This window comes from Enterococcus sp. (genome assembly GCF_032555305.1).
GTDB lineage: Bacteria > Bacillota > Bacilli > Lactobacillales > Enterococcaceae > Enterococcus_A.
The window spans coordinates 42,520-61,855 of record NZ_JAWGOQ010000026.1; the positions used below are offsets into that span (position 1 = coordinate 42,520).

The following is a 19,336-nucleotide window of genomic DNA, read 5'->3' on the forward strand; positions in this document are numbered from 1 at the left end:
CGGGTTGATTCGGTAAAGATTGAAACACTGAAGACGTAAAAATCAGGGGTTGACTCTCTAGATGTTATAATTAAGTTATGGAGATTAAAGACAGGGGGGAAGTCTTTTGGATTATGAATTATTTGAAGTAACGATTAAAAACAAGCTCTCCTTATTGGATATTGTCTATCAGGCAGGGGATTGGGTAAAACTACCGACACTGTGTTTCAAAACGGAGATAGGTGAGAAGAATGTCGTTAAATATATGGAAGAGTTGAAAGAAGATCTTGTTCAAATGGCGCTTTTAAATGAAGCTTCTGCAACGATCAAATCCGTCAAAGGAAAGGGATTCCTTTTCAAGGGAGAAGAACTTGAGTATAAAAAACTCTCGCTCTATATTTTGAAGCAATCCTTGATTTTCAATCTGCTGCAGGAATTATTTCTTAACAGTCAAGTGAACACTTCTGATATTCTCAATAATTACTTTGTCAGCGAAAGTACACTGAGACGCAAGGTTTTACAAATTAATGACGCTATCACACCCTATCATTTATCCTTGAAATACAGTACGAAGCTGCTGAAAATCACTGGGAAGGAAATCAATATCCGCTACTTAGGTTATCAATTCTTCTGGATCTTCTATACAGGTGTCACTTGGCCGTTTACGAAGGTGGATCAAAAGAAAATTGGTGACTACGTCAAATACGCGCTAAAAAATTATGACCTGGCCAAGAAAAATACCTTGTCTCTGGAATTTTCTTACATGTTTGCTCTGAATGTCTCTCGTTTCCACTCGAAACACCCTATCAGCACTGAAGATATCCCTGCTTATGTTCGTGAGATCAATCAACGTCAGTTATTTCCACGTTCAGCCTTTTATCAGGACTTTCAAAAAGAGTTTTTCCTATCGGATCACGAGATCGATTACATTGGACTACTGTTCCAATGCCGGGCACAGTTCTATATTAGAAAAGACAATCTGCAGGAAGTGATTCAATTGCATCGCCAATTGGATACACCAATCTATCAGCTTTACACGCTCTTTACAGATGAGACCAATATCATGTACACACCCGTAAAGGAAGAACTGAATTTAAAACTCTGTCACGCGATCATTTTATCGACGTTTTTACACGCGACCTTCTTTAAAAGTTTCATTTCTGTCGCATCTGGTTACGATCTTTTGGTTTTCTATCAGACAAAATACCCTCATTTATACAGTTACATGGAAGATATCCTTAAAAAAATGCGGGAACAATCTGATTCATCGGTATTACAGAACGAAGAATTTCTCTTGCCGCGATATTGCGAAGCTTTCTCCGCGATCAATATTTTTACCAAATTTGAACCGGAGATCATTGTTAAGATCGATACCAATCTGACGATGGCATTGGAATATATCCTAGCCCAAAAGCTGGAACAGATTTTCCAAAATTTCTTCAATGTCCGTTTTCTTTCTTTTATCGAAGTCGATCGAGTCGAGGATCAGAAATTCGATATGGTCTTCTCTTCAATCATTCAAAATAGTGAAGATAGTCCCTATCGAGGAATTCCCGTTTACACGTTTCAACCCCAAATTGGTCTTTCGGATATCACAAAGATCAATGAAATTTTGACGAAGTATATCGAAAAGCTGGAGTTAAGAGAACTGCTGAAATAAAAAGGTGTCGTATCACTCATCGATACGACACCTTTTTTCGTTTTAAACTGCTTGTTCTCTAACGTTGCGGTATTTAGTGATTGCGATCAGCATCAATCCCAATCCAACTACTAGGAAGGCGATAATCCCCTTTCCACCAGTTGACGGCAAGAAACCACCTTGTGAAGCATTAGGAACCTTCAGCGTTGTTGAATCTGCATACGATCCATTCTTGATTTCAAACGGTACATCATCTTTTAGCTTCACGAAGCCATTTGGCGCTTTGGTTTCTCTCAAGAAATAGCTGCCTTTTTCTAAACCTGTTACTTCGATTTTTCCATCGGCTAAAGTAGTGAATTTCTTAGCATCAGATAAATCAGTTACCCAGATAGGCGTGCCGCCTTTCATAGTTTGTTTCAGATATTCTTCTGTTCCTTTATTATCACGAACTACGATGAATTCCGCTCCTGCTAAGGTTTGATTTTCTTTGTTGACCTCATGCTTCAAGAATTTGTGACCCCCGGTTCCAAAACCTGGAGGAGGCGTAACAATACTCCGATTATCTTCAGTATTCCCATCACGAGTCATCTCAACAACTAAGTTATTGTTGATTTCTTGATCGACGGCTGTGAATTCTGTCATTCGGACGCCGTAAGTTACTTCTAATTTCTTACCAGCAAATTGCTTCAAGTACTCAGCCGTTGCTTTAGATTTTGCATATTCCGTGGCATTGGTGACACTTGTTTCAGCATTCAAGTTCGCGGCCAAGGTAAAACCAGCGTAATCTGAATAAGGGCTGTCAGTGTTTTTAGGCGTCATAGTCATGTAATTATAAAATGTGGTTAACTCAGCCCCAGTCAATTCAACACCGCCGACAACGATTTTTGAAATACCTTCAAATTTTACACCTGTTTTCGATAGCTGATCGACAAATGCGAATTTGCTGTAGCGTGTTTGTTCTGCGCCATTATCCGTTAAAATTTCCCCGATTTGACTTGGGAAGGTGAATGAAGCTTTATAGTTGATCAGTTGCCCAACTTCAAACATATAGAAGGTTTCTCCTGTTGGAACATCAGGTAACTTATTTCCTTCATCATCCACTAAGATTTTTTCAGGTTTTTCTTTGTCATCGATTTTGTTCTTTGGATATAGATGAATCGTGTCTAATTCTGTTGTGCCATCCATCGCAGGCAGTACTAGAATTGTTGGATTTGAATATTCCGTATAGCCTGTAGGAAGTGTTTCTTCAAAATAGTACACCGTATAAACTCCGCCAGCTGCTCGTTTAGCTAATGCACTGAATGTTGCATCGCCGCTGCTATTAGTGGTTGCAGTTCCTTTGCTGGTCGCTTTTGTCGTATTCAACACAAATGTTTTCATCAAATTCTCGGTTTTTGTTTTTACTTCAGCATCTGATTCGTTACCTGTAAGCGCCAACTGACTATAAAAGTCTTCGGTGATATCCCACGCTGTAAAAGTAACACCTGGCAGACCTTCATAATGACTAAACTCGTTCATTTCCTTACCGGTATTCGCAATCTCTTTGTTTGGAAATTCATCCATTTTCTTTTTATGCAATGTTACTGCTACCGTATCTTCCGCTGCCGCAGCATTCTCGCTCAACCCTAACAACCCTGTTAATAGTGGTACGAGACAAATAATTGCTGTAATCAACCCTGTCCATTTCACTTTGTTTTTCATAATTTTTCCCCCCTATATTTTTGAGTCCTTTTCAGACCCATTATTGCCAGAATAAAAATTAGCCCACCAAGCACAGAATAACGATTTAGAAGGTCATTCGTTTGCGGCAATGACTTTTGGGAAGTGTTCATTGGAATATTTGGAACCGCTGGCCGCTCAACTGTTCCAGTTGTCGGTGTGGATACTGACGGTTCCTTCTCTTCAGCATACTTTCCGTAAATCATCACCTTGAACGCCTCCATCTTTGAATCCACATAGTACTGTGGGAAGAATAGAACGATTGGTAAAAAGCGGAATTTTCCAGTTTCTCCATTAGCTAAAATCAGATAAGCCGCATCTTTACTGTCTTGGTAGCGTGGAAGTATGGTTCTAGCTTCTCCTTCACTATTTACCGGCAGCATTTCTTCACTTAGCGGCTCTAATCCTTCCGTTCGAATAAAGTTCTGCATTTCCTCTTTGGTGGCATTTTTATCCAGCAAGAATTCCTTTGCTTCTTTTTCAGACATCACGTTTGAGTGACGCCAATTCGTTAAATTATAAATCGTAAAATTCAAATTATCGGTTCCTTGAACTTTTTGTCCCTCTTTTTGCCTTGTATTTATTACTACTTCAACTTTTTCATTAGATAACTCAGCTAAAACAGAGCATGGTAACACAATAACTCCAATAAAGATGACGAGAAGGGACGAGAAAAGAAGTTGCATTTTTTTCATACTTATCCCCTCCTTCTATTAACATATAAATAGACTGCACCTAATCCACTGCCTACGATTAAGCAAATAATAGACAATAGAATAAAGTATCGATTTCCAAAGCTCCCGGTTTTTGGCAATACGCCAAATTGTCTGCGATTTTTTACCTTCACAGTGATAAGATTTTCTGTTTCACCCAGTTCAACCGTACTTGATACTAAAGGATGGCTTTCGACCGCTGCGTGACCACTATCAAAAATATCAATAGCAATCTCTTTTTCTAACCCAACATAACTGTCTGGTGCAGATACTTCCTTTAAGAAATAGAGGTCTGACTTCAAACCAGTAAAAGTAAAGGTCGATCCTGATGATAATGTTTCATTGTAAGTACTGGTTGAACTCCTCAAGCGGAAGGTTGCCCCTTCGATTTCAGCCCCTTGCTCATTCGTCTTTATGACTTTCAGCTTGAACTCATTCAGCTTATTGACGACTGTTTTACCCAATGAATCAGCGATGACTGCTGTACCATCGTCCTTTTCTGTCACCGAAAACTCAAAATCGTCCATCTTTTTATAGCCTTCCGGAACAAACGTTTCACTTACTCGATACGTACCAATTGGCAGATCCTTAAATTCAACGATCCCACTTGCATTGGGCGCAACATTATCAACAACTTCAATGTTTTTGTTTTTTTCTGTAAGCTTGAATTTTGGCAAATTATCACCCAAAAATGGTTGATTATTCTCCATTACTTTCTTAAATGAATAGTCAGTGGTCAGCAATTTATTGGTAATGAACACTCCTTTTGCATCCAACGTTGTTGATTGAAAAGGAGTCTGGCTATAACTTGGTTTTTCAAACCCTGACACTTTTTCATTATTTCCAACTCTCTCAATCACCCGATAAGTAATAGCCGAATCTCTATCCACCGCCGGAAAAGAATTTTTCCAACTGTTCCCCGCGTTCAATGGAACTTGATGGAGATCGGTCCAATTTTCACCATCCTTTTTCTGTAGAACAGCGGTTATTTCTTGCCGCAATTTCCAAAAATCTGTCGTTCCATTTCGTTCATCCACCCATTTTTTCTCAACTGGAATAACGATTTCTTTAAGTTCGTTGATAACAGTGATGCTTTCCTCTTTGCCATTAACCTTGGCGACAACACCCGTTCCATCCGCCTTTTCCGTGACAACGATCGTAAAATCAGCCATCTTCTTATAGCCGGTTGGAACAACAGATTCACTGACTTTATATTCTCCTATCGGTAATCCCTCAATCTTTACTGTTCCAGCATCGCTGGGTTTAATACCTGTGATTTGGTTCCCATTAGCATCTTCAATCGTAAACTCTGGTTTGTTGTTTCCGTTAAATGCTGTACCATCTTCTTTCAACTTGGTAAACGTATAGTCCGTCGTCATCAATCGATTCGTGATGACGATACCATTCGTTCCTAAATTGCTGGAGGTGAAGCTTGTCTTGCTATAATCTGGTGCAGCATATCCCAGTACTTTATCTTTAGTACCAACCTTCTCAATCACGCGATAAGCAATATCTGCACTCCCATCAACTGCCGGAAAATCCGCAGCCCAGTTGTTTACTAAATTCAAATTAACTTGATGGACATCCACCCATTGATTTCCATCTTTCCTTTGTAATACGGCAGTGACTTCTTGTCGTTTCTGCCAATAATCTTCAGAATCATTTGACCAGACTTTTTTTACTGGAATGACAAAATCTTCATTCACCGCTCGAACCGAAGGAACACCAAAATCCAACTTATCTGTTGTCCGGTCAGGTGAAACGTGTAACGTTGTTTTTCCATTGGCTGGATACCATTTACCTGAAACAAAACTAGAATCTTCTGTTTTCAGGCGTACTTTATAGTTTATTTCAATTTCCTGATTCCCATAAAGATTGATATTGGTTACTTTTACTTTTCTTGAGTCTGAATGATCAACTACAGCCATCCTATCAGTGCTGATAGACTCTGTGCCCAACCCATTCCTCAGAGAGACATCTGTAACAACTGGTGTTCCGACTAACTCCACCATATCCCCTAATGGGTCTTCAATTACACCATGTTCAACAGTCGTAAGGGTCGATTGAAACCAATCTTGGAAAGAGTCCTCAAACCCTTGCAAATCTTGTGCTTGGTAGAAATAGTAATCATTTTCTGAATCACCTGTGGTGTTTGCTCTTTGAGTGGTCATCCTATATAGACCTTTTATCAGCTCTTCAGGAGTATGATATTCCAAAGTCCCACTATGGTATCCCATGGCGATTGCTTGAATTTCTGTACCAGTCTCTCTAATATCTGCCGCTTGTGAGTTTGCCATATCTAAATGGGATTCAATTTTCAGAGCCGCTCCGCCTTCGATATTAGGAATGGTAAACCTTCTATCCACATCACTCCATGGAGGATTATTCAACACATAAAGGGAGGTAGAACCATTTGACTGCAAGGAGTCTCCCAGTTCACTGGCAACATACTCCGTAATTCTCACTTGCGAAGGAAAGATCGATGGATCCTTTTTTCCTTTTACCGGTTTCCTACTTCTATTTGGAAAACCATCTGTTAAAAGAAAGATCACTTTTCGTCGTCCGTTATTATCGGCTAACAATCTTTTTTGTGCTTCAATCAATCCTCCTTGGGTGTAAGTCTGGTGTCCCTGTGTACTAGCCGCTTGGTAATTAGTCACCATTTGATCCCAATCGCTGTATTGCGCAGATAAATTAGAAGTGCTGATTACGTCCGAACCAAAAATAACACTCCCAAGCCTCAGATAGCCCAAGTTATCTGGAATATTTTTTTTGAATTGATCAATTAGTTTGCCTAGCGATTCTACTGAAACATCCTTTCGCAATCTGCCGTTAACAAGTGACTCCGGGTTGCTATATATCATTGATGCAGAGTTGTCCAACACGAACATGACATCAACACCTGGTTTGGTAAGAGAATCTCCTCGAACATTTAATCGAACATTAAACTCATCTTTCTTAGCTGTTTCCGTGGCATATTTACGTAACCCAATATCCCCTAGCTCCTTCTCACCAACTCCGTAATAGATATATGAACTTGTATAGTTATCTGCAGAAGCATCCCAACTCTGCAGACCATCCCAAACATTAGCCGCGACATTATCTTTTCCACCTTGGTGATTGATCACATTTTTTTGATCGGTCGGCTGCCAAGAATATTCTGGATATTTTCCGTTATCTGTTTTGTATTTTGGTTCCTTATTATTATATGAACTTCCCTGAGGCAACATTCTTGCACTTATTCCAGCTAATGGTGATTGGCTATTCTGTTCAGAATAGAGCGAAAAGCTATTGACGGTAGCTGAAGCTTTCTTATCAACTGAACTACTAGAAGACGCTTTTTCAAAACTTTTTGTACTTTCTGTTTTTTCTATTTCCAGCCAAAAAGGTTCTGTTTGTCCAAGAACATCAACATCTGATTGGTCAGCACTCTTTTCCTGCTTTTTATCGCCTTGTTCGTTCAGTTCGATGAACATTTGAAGTTTTCTTACTTTCTTAGGAAGCTCAATGTGTAATTCGTAGTTTGCTGATGAGGTAAATTCTTTTTCACACAACCAAGCATTTTGCTTTTCTATCCCCTTGATCACAGGATAGTCAATTGCTTCACCGCTTTCAGTTAGCAGTTTTAATCTTAAGCGACTTTGTTTTTGCTCGCTGTCAGCTTCCCGTTTTACTTTGATTTGAAAGATATTCCCATCTTCTGTCAGCTCTGTTTCATAGGAAATCTTCAGAAATGGCTCATTAACCAGAACTTTTGTATTTGTTTCCGCAAATGTCTGTGTTCTCACACCCAGCAACCCTACCAGGCTTGAAAAGATGACTCCTAACACAATCAGAAACTGCAGTTTTTCCCTAACCATTTTTTTACCTCCTCTCACCCAAAATACCTCTGTCAGCGTTATTATTTTATAAAATAAAACAAACATTTACAAATTTTATTTTAATTTAATTCTCGTTATTTATTAACATAGAAAAGATAACTTTTTACCTGTTATCACATCTTAAAACATCTGTCTATCGTTATTAGACTCTTTTGTTTTATGATTCATTAAAAAAATGAATATTCATTTAATTAATATTAAGTTAATTATACGGGTTTTATCGAAAAAGCCTCCCCTCCACTTTGCTGACAAACACTTACCCAAAGCCTTTTTGTGGCATTCTCACAAAAACAACTTCTTAATTATTTTGCCTCTTCATTCAGAAATATAGTTGTTTTATAGCTTAAAAATAGGAAGTAATTTATATTCAATATCCAAAATATATTTTTTAAGCGTTATCCAACCAAATGTAGTTTACATCCCTACAATTTTTCAACACCGTTATTTATATGCGCCTGAACAGCAAGTTTAGATCATAGATAAATCATTTTATAATTGTTTTTTTACTTGTTAGAAAATCTTAAATAGAAAAAACTGTTTTTGATCTTTGCTTCCCAAAAGAACGAAAAAATCTCAAGCAGAAAGTAGCTTGAGATCCTTTAGTCACCAGGGGAGGATACAAATATTATATAAGCACAAAAAAACTTTCTGAGTCTAAAGTAAATTGGGGGATTTTCTTTAGATTCAGAAAGTTTGGGGAGAGAGGATGGAAATTAATCCTTACTATTCGGCAGGTTAAACTAAGGAAATTAATTGGAAAAGGAGATTCCCGCACCACTTTGATCAACTACTTCTTTTTCTCCGATTACGGATAGCCAGTATGACTGCAAGAATAATCAATAAGAATCCACCGATAATCATCAGCAAATAGTTTTTTAAGTCATTCGTTTTCGGCAAAATATTTAGTAGCCCTACTGCAGGCTGCTGCTTTTTTGTTTCCATTGTCATTGGCCTTGGTTCGTCTAGTTTTTTACTAATTGCAGCGCTTTTCTGATTTGTCACCTGCAAGATTCCTTCCGAAAATGCATAGCTATTCTCAGAGACCTCAAATTTGATGGCCTTTTCACTCAAGACATAACCCACTGGTGGTTCGATTTCTTCCAAAAAATAGTCACCATATCTCAATCCCTTGATCTCGAAAAAGCCATCTTTATTTGAGCTCAATTTAACTAAATCCGAACCTTCCTTTTTATTGCTCCAATAATACCCTTTGTCTTTCTTCTGTAGGTATTTTCCTTGTGAATTTTTAACGACGAATGCTGCATCGAATAACGTTTTGTCTCTCACTGCCTCATCAACCTTGATGAACTTTTTACCGCCGGTTTTAAGTTTCTTTTCTTGTGATATCGTGTCAAAATCCGTTTCTAATTCAGCTCTGTTGAGAATCTCAAGATCCACCTTGCTCTTGTCTGTTAGGATCATGGCATAGGAGATACTAAGATCTTTGCCAGCATAAGGTTTTAATTTTTCTAGATCAAATACTAGCTTGAATTCGTGATCTGAAATTTCAGCTTGATAGCCTGTAAAATTCTCGTTCGCTATTTGTACCACTAAGGATCGTACGTCAAATGTCAGACTTTTATCGGCTTGATCAGAAATCCAATACTTGCTGTACATTGATAAGCTGGATGGTAGTTTAGTGGTCAACTCATAGTTGATTTCATCACCCATTTGGTAACTTTGTTGTTGATCTACAATCACTTTTTCGAAGGGCTGCTGAATGATTTCATTTTTTGGATATAAGTTAATTGGTTCCTCTACGGGTTCTCCAGACAGATTAAGCACTGGTAAAGCAACGACCATATCAGCTGCCTTGCTTTTTACATCACTGGGTGCAGCACTCTCGCGGAAAAGATAAACCGCATCTCTTCCTTCCGATTTTCTAGGTAAATTGAAGTTCGCAATTCCTTCTTCCTCATTGATCGTCGCTGTCATCTGCTGCTCAATAAATTTTCGATTTGAAAGATCCATCCCTTGCAGCTCAGCTTGAGCATCTCTGACCGATTTATCGTCTGACCTCTCGAGTAATTGATAAAAATCGTCTGTCACATCATAAACATCGAAGGTTACCCCATTCAATCCAGAATTTTCATTCGCCTCATCCTGACTAGCCCCTGGTATTCCATGCTCCGGAAAAACAATTTTATGCAGGTTGAAGGTAATCATATCTGCCTCTCCTGCCTCCACACGATCAGCCCCGCAAGAAAAAAATGGAAGGGTAATCGCTAGCATCATTATCAGCTTAACAAGCTTTTTCATGATATGTGCTCCTTTTCCCTTGTTCACTTCAAACAATTGAGATAACGATAAAAATAACAGACAACTTCTTAAATTAATCCTAACAATAATCCTCCACTCCATCAATCAAGCCAAACAACAACGCCCTGCAACCGTCGCTGTCATTTTTCTATTATTTAATGATCTGAAGAGCGCAGTTAGTCCAGCAGTTGCTATTGTTCTGTGTTATATGAAACAGCTTTTTTAATCAAAAATTTCATTACGATTAAAGGAAGCTGAAAGAGTTGATTTAACTTTCGCTGAAATAAAAAAATTTGGCTTTAAATCAACCTTTCTAGCAGAAGAAAGCCGTAACGTTATTTTCCCGATTTTTTTCAAAATAGTCATTAAAAATGGTCTCACACAAAAAAAGTTGAAAAATGACTACCTTCATTGGATTCTTCTGCGATAGCGTGAGTCCATATGAGTAAAAAAAGCTATCTGACTCCAAACGAAATAGAGTCAGATAGCCAAATCATTTATTTAGATTTATCAGAAAGAGACTTTCCCTTTTTCCTATTTCTGACTCGTTTGAAGGCTATACCACTTACTCCAACGGTCAACAAAAGACTAAAAAGTGTCACTCCTAGATACTTTTTCTGGCGGGCTTGATCTGCTTCAGCAATGCTTTTTTTCATTTCATCATCGAAAGGAACACGTACCCCTCGAACCAACAATCGATGACTATTTACCCCATACGGCGTACAGGTCATCAAGGTGACATAATCTTTCCCCTCAACGATATTCAATGTTTCGACTTCAGTTGGTTCTATGGTTTGAATTTTATCAATCCTGTAAGCAAGCGTTTGCTTGTTATGCTCTAGGTAAAAATGATTCCCCTTTTTTAATTTTGGCAGATCACTAAACAATCGGGCCTCTTTCAGTCCTCGATGCGACGTAATCACTGTATGCGTGTCTTTTCCCCCACTAGGATAAGAGGTTCCTTCTAGCAATGCAGCTCCACGTTTCAAAAACAGGCCATCTGTTTGATCAAATACCGGCAACGAAACACCAATCTTGGGAATTCGAATGACCGCAATCGTATGCTTTTGATAGTAGCTTTTTTCAATTTCAGTGGCTTGTTGCTTCTTTTTCTCAAAAGGATCATTGCCGGGAACACCTGCTTTGGCAACTTTTTTATTTTCTTCTTTGATCCGTTCTTGTTCCTTTTGGATGGCCTGCTGGTTTTCGGCGTTGGATTTCTCTTGATAATAGTTAATGACCTGCTGGTTCCAATAATGGTTCAACGTATCTCCCACAAGAGGATAGAGTAACGCGCCTAACCCGCCGAGCATCACGATAAACATTAGAATATCTAAGATTCTTTTTTTCTTCATCGAACCACCAATTTTCTTAGTTTCTAGTCAATCGATGTCTTTGCTTAAAATAGGTGATCCCGCTGACTAATGCAATGAGTCCAACCGCAATCAGCCCAGCGATCCCCATTCCACCGGTCATTGGCAGAATGCCTTTAGTCTTGTTACCCACTCGTAGAATTTGATCTTCTAATCCACCATCTGCTGTAAAGATCATATCCTTTATTTTCACGTACCCTTCCGGTGCTTTGGTTTCAATTAGGGTATAGTAATCGGCTTCATTAGAGCCCAGACCATAGACGCCAAACTTTCCATCATCGTCTGAAATAAGCTTGGTTGCGCCTTTTTCAGCAGATACCCAGTTCACAACATAGGTTTCAGCGTAGCCCGTTACTGATTCGACAACATCCCCACTAGTTCCATCGGTTAGCTGCATGAACTCACCAGCTTTATTTTTTATCGCAAATTCTGCTCCTTTTAGCTTTTTGTCTGTTTGGCTATCGACTTTGACAAAGCGTTTTGCGTAGGTCTGCACCCGTTGCTTGTCTTTTGAATCCCGGAAGCAGTTATCAAAGAGGACATCATTATCGATTTCTTTTAGGTCTGTCCCTGCTTTGACCTTCATCGTCGCTTCAAAGGATAATGTTTTTGTCGCATGTTTCGCTAAATTAGTGGGAGTAAAGGTTATCGTAAACTCATTGGAGCCGGGAATCATAGAAAATTGTGGGTTTAATCCAGTTGGTTCCCCACCATCTATCTTGATGCTCTTCAGAATTTTCTCTTCATTGCAAAGAAGCTCTAAACGCTTATCAAACGTATCGATCAGTTTATATGTGAGATAATTTCCAACATCTTCAGGAATTTTTTTCGAGATTGTATAGGTGATTTCCTGACCATTTCGAACCTCTTCGTCATCAACCTCTTTTTTTACATTCGGCACCTTGAAATTATAGGCTTCGGCAATCTCATTTTCTTTAAAAGGAGCCGTGAGATCTTTTGGTGTTAAATCTTTATCATAATAGTCATACCTCGTCACTTCCCACTCATCGGATACCGTGACTGTTACTTTTGGATTGGTTCTAAAGTGGTATTTGTAATCGCCCTCTGGGTTTTCGATCTGTTCTTCTGATGTGGCAACATCACTTTCGATTTCATGAAACTCATAGATGCCGGGTGCTAAGATTATTCCATTTAGCTCTACGATTCCCTTATCATCTGAAGTAAATTCTGTTGCATTCTCTTCATCAGCTATGTCAAAATCATTTGAACTAGAATTATAGTAATTGCCATCTTTTTTCTTAAAAATAAATTTTGCGCCTTTTAGGATGTCTCTTTTTCCATCTGAATCAATACCATACTTAATAAATTTCACATCGTTTGTCGGCATTTCATTCTTGGGATAGACATGGACTTTCTCTCTAAGATTTCCATCTGCATCATGAGAAGGTAGACCGATGACAAAAGGTTCTGACTTGGCCGGTACGACACCTGACGGGAAGGTGGTTTGTTTGATCAGATAAATCGCATTATCTGCCCCTGATTTTATTGGCAGATCCAGCTCGGCTAAACCGTCATTGTCAGTCTTAGGGAACTCCGTACCACTTATCTTTGTAGTATCAACTTTTTTAGCCGCTGCGATCCCCGCCGCTTCTTTTACCTCATGATCGCCAGATGCACTATTATAGGCAGTCCAATAGGCGGTCGTGACATCATACGCAGTGAAAATTGAGCCTGCCAAAGGAGTGCCAGTAAAATCAATCATTTCATCGCCGGTATTTTGAATTTCATTTGGCAACTTTTCATATTTCAGGTTGTGGATCACAATTTTCTGCGTATCAATTTTATTTGCCCCTGCTGCACCAGCAAAGCCGAACGCTCCCTGAAATACGATTGTCGCTAATAAACTAAGTAAGAGAACCAAATTGCTTTTTCTTTTCATTTTCTTATTCACTCCTTCTAGCTTTACGCTGAAAAACAAGTACGAGGACTACAACGACTATGATTCCACCGACTACGATTAACCACAGATTTTGTCTATCATTTGCTTTAGGATATTGAGCAGTTGAACCTGCAGCAGCCTTTTTTGTAGATGTCGGGGTTCCAGGCTTACTTGTTGATGGCTCCTTCTGATTAACAACCTGCAGGATTCCTTTAGAGAAGGTGTAGCTGTTTTCTGAAACCTCGAAAGGGACATCCTTAGTACTTAATTGATAACCATCAGGCGCCTTCGTTTCTTCCAGTAAATAACTACCGTAACGTAATCCTTTGACTTCAAAGAAACCTTCCTTATTGGATGTTAATTTGACTATCCCGTCATCTTCTTTGCTCTTACTCCAGCGATATCCTCCATTCTCTTGCAAGTATTCTCCTTGCGAATTTTTAACAACAAAAGCTGCTCCCGTTAAGGTCTGTTCTTTCGCTAACGCATCAACCTTCATAAATTTCTTGCCGCCTGTTTTTATCCCTCTTTCACGAGTAATTTTATCGAAATCCGTTTCTAGCTCCGCATGGTTAATAATGTCCTGATCAATCTTGCTAGCATCAGCTAAAATCATCGTGTAGGTTATCGTGACTTTTTTTCCTGCATGTGGTTTCAATTTTGTCAGATCAAAATTTAGCTTAAAGCCATGCTCAGAGGTTTCCAGCTGATAATCAGTGAAGGAATCTGTTTCTATTTGAACCTTGATAGAGGTATCCTCCAGCTTCAAACTTTCATCCGCTTGATCTGAAATCAAATACTTGCTATACATCGATAAGCTAGATGGCAGGATGGTGGTCAACTCGTACTTGATCTGATCTCCAACCTGATAACTGGGCTGTTGATCAACAATCATTTTTTCAAAACTCGGCTGATTGATCTCATTTTTTGGATACAGATGGATCGGCCCTTGATGAAGATTACCGGTAGAGTCCACTACAGGTAAAGCTACGATCATATCTTCTGCTTTGCTTTTCACATCGTTAGGGGCGGCACTCTCTCTAAAAAGATAAACCGCATCTTTCCCACCAGACAGTTGAGGCAAACTAAAGTTGGCTATTCCATCTTTGTCTCCGATTGTCGCTGTGATCTGTTGCCCAACAGCTTGTCGACCGGAGAGATCCATATTCTGTAATTCTGATTGAACTTCTTCTGCTTCTTTATCTTGCAGCAAACGATAGAAATCTGTCGTCACATCATACACATCGTAAGTCACACCATTCAGACCATCGTAGTCCTTCAAGCGCTCATCGCCATCATTCTGACTCTCATCTGGCATTCCGTTTTCTGGAAAAACCAACTTGTGTAACGTAAATGTTAGCGTATCTGCCTCTGCCGCAACGGCTTGCTGCCCCACCCCGCAAATAGTTGGAAGGAGAAGCATGAGAATCATTGTGAATCTAACCAGCCTCTTCATGACAAACCCTCCTTTTTTTTCAACGGGAAGTGGTACCATAGTCCCACAATTAAACCAACAAGACCTAACGTGATAAGCAATGCTCCGCCAGCCCCACCCGTTTTCGGTAATGGTGTCCGTGGATTATTTCTAGCTGTAAATTGGATTTGAGAATTTTTATCGTCTGTACTCTTTTTGACGATCACATCAGCATCCTTAAGATCGTCACCATCGTATTTGACGGTAACGTCTCCTTTCGAAGAGATCGAAACAGTGAACTCGCCTTTCAGTTTGACGAATCCTTCTGGGGCCTTTGTTTCTTTTACTTTATAGGTTTTCCCTAATTGCAATACATACGGATTTTCCTGATTATCAACAAACTTCCCGACACCGTCATCTCCGGTCTTCGCTGTTGCTAACGGCTTGTCTGGATCAGATTCATATAGGCTAAACTCGCCGCCCTTTAACACCAGATCTTCAGCCTCATTTTGCTTCAAGATCGATAATTCGAAGGGCTTCGTTTTTTTGTTTATATGCTCATAAACGTATTCATGATTAGGAGTATCATCACCGATCGTAAATTCATGCAGTGTATCATCTAATTCATAACCATCGGGGGCTTTGGTTTCTTTAATGGCATACTCTCCATAACGCAAATCTTCAATTCTTTCTAAGTCAACTGTCGGTCCTTGCCCGACCTGAACGATGCGGTCCCCCTTAACCTTGACGCTAGGTAGAAAATCATGGACACCACCTTCAACATCCACACGGTAAATGGCAAACTCCGCGATACTATTGATCAGCTGTTTGTCCTCGTCCAGCTTATGGATTTTGAGTGCCCCATCAACACCTGTAGAAGTTCCTGAACCAGTCGTATTTTTAACTTCAATTTCTTTCACTGTTTCACTAATCATTTGATCTGAGCCATACAACTCGGCATCATTTGTTATTCGAGTACCATTTTTAATAGCTGGATCAATGTTTGTAGAATATTCGATGATGCAGGGCTCAGCGATCGACTCACCTAATGAGATAGTCAATGTTTGCAACCCATGATCCCAGTCATCAGTGATAGTAGCTGATCGACCTTCTTCTGTCAGATTGATCTCATCTACTTTTTCGTATATTCCAGAATTGTTTTCTGCTGTATAAGCTCTGACCTTCGGCTTTCCAGATTCTTGCTGGAAGGTTTGCTCATTTCGGACCACCGTGTCTTTGATGATCGGCTTGAGGATCGTCCGACTATCTTTATTAAGGATAATCTGATAGCTAGATTGTAGTGGATTCTCATCATCCAGCTCCTGATTTCCGCTTTTGGATAACCAGTTTCCCTTATAGCTCTTATCTACAAAAGCTTCAATATTGAGTTTTTCCCCTTCAAAATCCATCTCAACCTTATTTTTGTATTTGAAGACCTCTGCCCCAGCTTTCACCTTGACAAAAAGAGCGAATGGTTCAGTAATATCTTTCAATAGTTTAATATCAAAACTCTCAGAACCATCTACACTGGGAATGATTTCGTAATCGTCCCCATTCAACTTAGGACCATATCCCGTTAGACCATATTCTGGTCTTCCATAGCTCACCTTGTGTATTTCAACCTCAGGATCTGTCTGTCCAGCATGAATGATTTCCTTGATAATCGTTCCCGCCTTGAGTTTTACTCCCCATGAATTTATCGGAACAGTCCAATAAACGGTATCCTCAGTTGGTTCTTCTCCAGCAAATGGGCTGACTTGATTTTTATATTCTTCTCCTTTAGCGACAAAAGCCCCATATTTCCAGCCATTTTGAATCAGTTGCTTATCGACCCACTTTTCTTCTTCATCCGAATCGTAGCCGGAATTTCCTTCATCATCCTCATAAGTAACGATAACTGAATTAGGGAAGAAGTTGCTTTTTCCTGGACTCATAGCACTTTGTTTCTCCATATTAAAATGGGTGCTATAACGAAGCTGAAGTGTTTCACTCGTTTCCGCAAAATCTCCAATCAGCTTGATTACAAAACCATCAGCGTAATTATCACCCTTCGACTCCAAAATGAAATCCTTTCCTTTTTTAAGCTCACGTGTCTCATCGATATCGTGATGATTTTCTGGGTTTGCCTTCAACGGATAGATATGCAATGTGTCTTCGACTAGGTGCATCGCACATTTGTTGCCGCCGTTTAACCTGCTGTATCTATCCTCGATAACCGCATCTTTCATGAAAATCTTATTCGTATTGATGGTCGTCCGCCATTTTATCTCTCGTTTCATATAGTCAACTGAGTCCGGCTCTGGTGATTCTTTGATGATACCTAATGAATCGCCATCCTTAATTCCACTACTGCCATTGTATTCCACACCTTCGATGAATAAGTAATTGGGAATCGTGTCAGATGTCCATGGTAATTCAAAAGCTTTCGTTTTATAGCTGAGATAGTAGGTTCCCGCCTCAGTAAACTGTATTCCGAATCGAACAATCTTTCCATCCTTCGTTACTTTCTCCTTTTCAACGAACGTCCACTTATCCTTATCTTCAGTGATGTCATTCTCGTTAGCATCAAGAACCCTTAAGGATTCCTCGTCCAAATAATGTAAAGCATTTTTTTCCCAACCTAAGGGCTTGTACATCTGATCGATGATTATGCCGTTATTATTTTTAATCTCTGCCTTGATTCGCCAGTCAAAAATCCCCTTCTCAAATTCTGATCCTGAGTCAACCAAGAATTTGTAGCTAGGTATATCGACTAGATCAACAGTGGTTCGTGCAGCATTTTCGATAAAATTATCTCCTTGGATTAAGGCGCTATTTGCGTAAGCATTCGCTTTCCCATCATCGATTATTTTAGAATGAATGATAAACTTTACTGGATGGGTTAAATGCTTATCATCCTTTTCTAAAGTTGGAAATGATATATCGCAATAGTGATTATTAAGCTCATTTATACCGTAACTAACCTTGAAAAAGCCTGAATCTGCCCCCTTCCACCCACCTTCTCCATCTGGTACTTGACATTGGATATTCGAAAATTCCAGGTTTGCTTCTAGTGTATCTTTAACGATCACATTCAATAGCTTTCGAGATTCTTGGTTAATAATGACATCCCAAGCAATGGTAAGATCATTACCAACAGCACCTTTTTTTGTAATGTCTGCTTTGGCGATGGTAACCTTTATTTCACCGTCTTCACTACCATCCTCCTTGATTTGTTTTTCGGTAACAATTTCATCGATATGCTTTTGAACATCCAATTGCGTCTCAAGTTCAACTGTTCCTTCGCGGTTACTTAATAATTCTGCATTTTCGTTAAATTTGATCGTCAGCAGGCCTTCTTTTGATAAATCAAATGTCCCTAACGGCTCCCTTTCTGTAATACTATTTTTTAACGGTTGATCATTCAAGGCATTGTGAACCGCAAAATAATCTGGTAGTTGATAAGTGAAATAATCACCATTTTCGATGATTACTTCATTTTTCAGCGCCCAAGTAAAATCAATCTGAATATTGTCATCTCTCATTGGTGGTTTTTCTGCAGTGAAGTCTTTTCCAGCTTCATCAGTGACTTTCATACTGCGGATCACCCAAACATTCCTCGCATTCAAGTCATGAGTATCTTCCAGCGTTACCTTCTCAGTTTCGCCCTCATTTGTCGGATTTGTTTCTTCAGCCTTTGTTTCGACAAATAGGGATTGCACAATTTGATTTCCAAAATCCAGCGATAACTCAGTCGTATCTGTCATAGGCACTTCTGCTTGTACCGATAGGCTTCCTTGATACTGCTTAGCAGAACTATAATCAGGCACCACCCCATCTGGTTCCATCTCATAATTTTTAGCAAAGGTAAATTGAATTCTTCCATCGCTCACTTGAAAGCTTCCCATGCCATCTGGCAATTGTCCTGTTTGCTCCTTGTATGTGAGTTCCTTTGGTAATTCTAGCTGATAAGTCGCACCTTCCTCGATCAATCCTGGATGACTCATTTTCCACATAAGTTCAATTGATAACGTTTCCTGTTCAATTGCCAGATGATCTGCTGTGATTTTTTCCCCAGTGGAATCTAAAATAGCAGCTTCAGTCACTAAAATCTCACTTTGATTCGCTAAATTTTCAGCTCGACTACTGGCATCAAATGGAATCAGACTTATTAGCAATCCCATTATTAGCAGCACACTGGTTATCCAATTTGTCTTACGCATAGTTTCATCTCCTCCTAAAAATACAGCGGTGGTAATTCAAACAAATAATTCACAAAATTATTCAATAATAAAAATCTAAATAACCGAAATATAATAAAATTGCTTTAATTAAATCGTAACAACAAAGTTTATCTTCATCAAATCACCTATTTCAAATAATTAACCAAGCAATAAAATTATTTATTAGTAATTTTAACTAGCTTGAAGTACGGTTAACGACTGTTTTACTTTTCGATAGTGTTATGAATCTATATCTT

At 39.2% G+C, this 19,336-nt stretch carries 9 protein-coding genes; 1 reads left to right on the forward strand and 8 read right to left on the reverse strand.

Translation table 11 applies throughout. The features are described 5' to 3' along the window. The first annotated feature begins 106 nt into the window (after positions 1 to 106). Positions 107 to 1,639, forward strand: a complete 1,533-nt coding sequence (locus tag E6139_RS17000) for a helix-turn-helix domain-containing protein (protein WP_316404564.1) — start codon at positions 107 to 109, stop codon at positions 1,637 to 1,639. A 42-nt stretch (positions 1,640 to 1,681) separates the two neighbouring features. Here E6139_RS17000 and E6139_RS17005 read toward each other — a convergent pair whose 3' ends face one another. From E6139_RS17005 to E6139_RS17040, 8 genes are all read right to left on the reverse strand, one after another. Continuing rightward, positions 1,682 to 3,319, reverse strand: coding sequence for a SpaH/EbpB family LPXTG-anchored major pilin (locus E6139_RS17005; protein ID WP_316404565.1), 1,638 nt, complete (start codon positions 3,317 to 3,319; stop codon positions 1,682 to 1,684). Further along, positions 3,316 to 4,032 carry a pilin N-terminal domain-containing protein gene (locus E6139_RS17010; protein ID WP_316404566.1) on the reverse strand — a complete coding sequence of 239 codons (717 nt, stop codon included), beginning with the start codon at positions 4,030 to 4,032 and terminating at the stop codon, positions 3,316 to 3,318. Before E6139_RS17010 ends, E6139_RS17005 begins: the two co-directional genes overlap by 4 nt. A 2-nt stretch (positions 4,033 to 4,034) precedes the next feature. Further along, positions 4,035 to 7,910, reverse strand: coding sequence for a vWA domain-containing protein (locus E6139_RS17015; protein WP_316404567.1), 3,876 nt, complete (start codon positions 7,908 to 7,910; stop codon positions 4,035 to 4,037). 804 nt (positions 7,911 to 8,714) lie between these two features. Then, positions 8,715 to 10,190, reverse strand: coding sequence for a SpaH/EbpB family LPXTG-anchored major pilin (locus tag E6139_RS17020; RefSeq protein WP_316404569.1), 1,476 nt, complete (start codon positions 10,188 to 10,190; stop codon positions 8,715 to 8,717). Between the two features lie 497 nt (positions 10,191 to 10,687). Beyond that, the gene (locus E6139_RS17025; protein ID WP_316404571.1) at positions 10,688 to 11,545 is read right to left on the reverse strand and encodes a class C sortase; all 858 of its coding nucleotides are present in this window, start codon (positions 11,543 to 11,545) and stop codon (positions 10,688 to 10,690) included. Positions 11,546 to 11,561: 16 nt separating this feature from the next. Further along, positions 11,562 to 13,463: a pilin N-terminal domain-containing protein gene (locus tag E6139_RS17030; protein ID WP_316404573.1), complete on the reverse strand. Its 1,902-nt coding sequence runs from the start codon at positions 13,461 to 13,463 to the stop codon at positions 11,562 to 11,564. 4 nt (positions 13,464 to 13,467) lie between these two features. After that, positions 13,468 to 14,919, reverse strand: coding sequence for a SpaH/EbpB family LPXTG-anchored major pilin (locus E6139_RS17035; RefSeq protein ID WP_316404575.1), 1,452 nt, complete (start codon positions 14,917 to 14,919; stop codon positions 13,468 to 13,470). Continuing rightward, positions 14,916 to 19,079, reverse strand: a complete 4,164-nt coding sequence (locus E6139_RS17040) for a SpaA isopeptide-forming pilin-related protein (protein ID WP_316404576.1) — start codon at positions 19,077 to 19,079, stop codon at positions 14,916 to 14,918. The genes E6139_RS17035 and E6139_RS17040 overlap by 4 nt, the downstream gene beginning before the upstream one ends. Between the last annotated feature and the right edge of the window lie 257 nt (positions 19,080 to 19,336).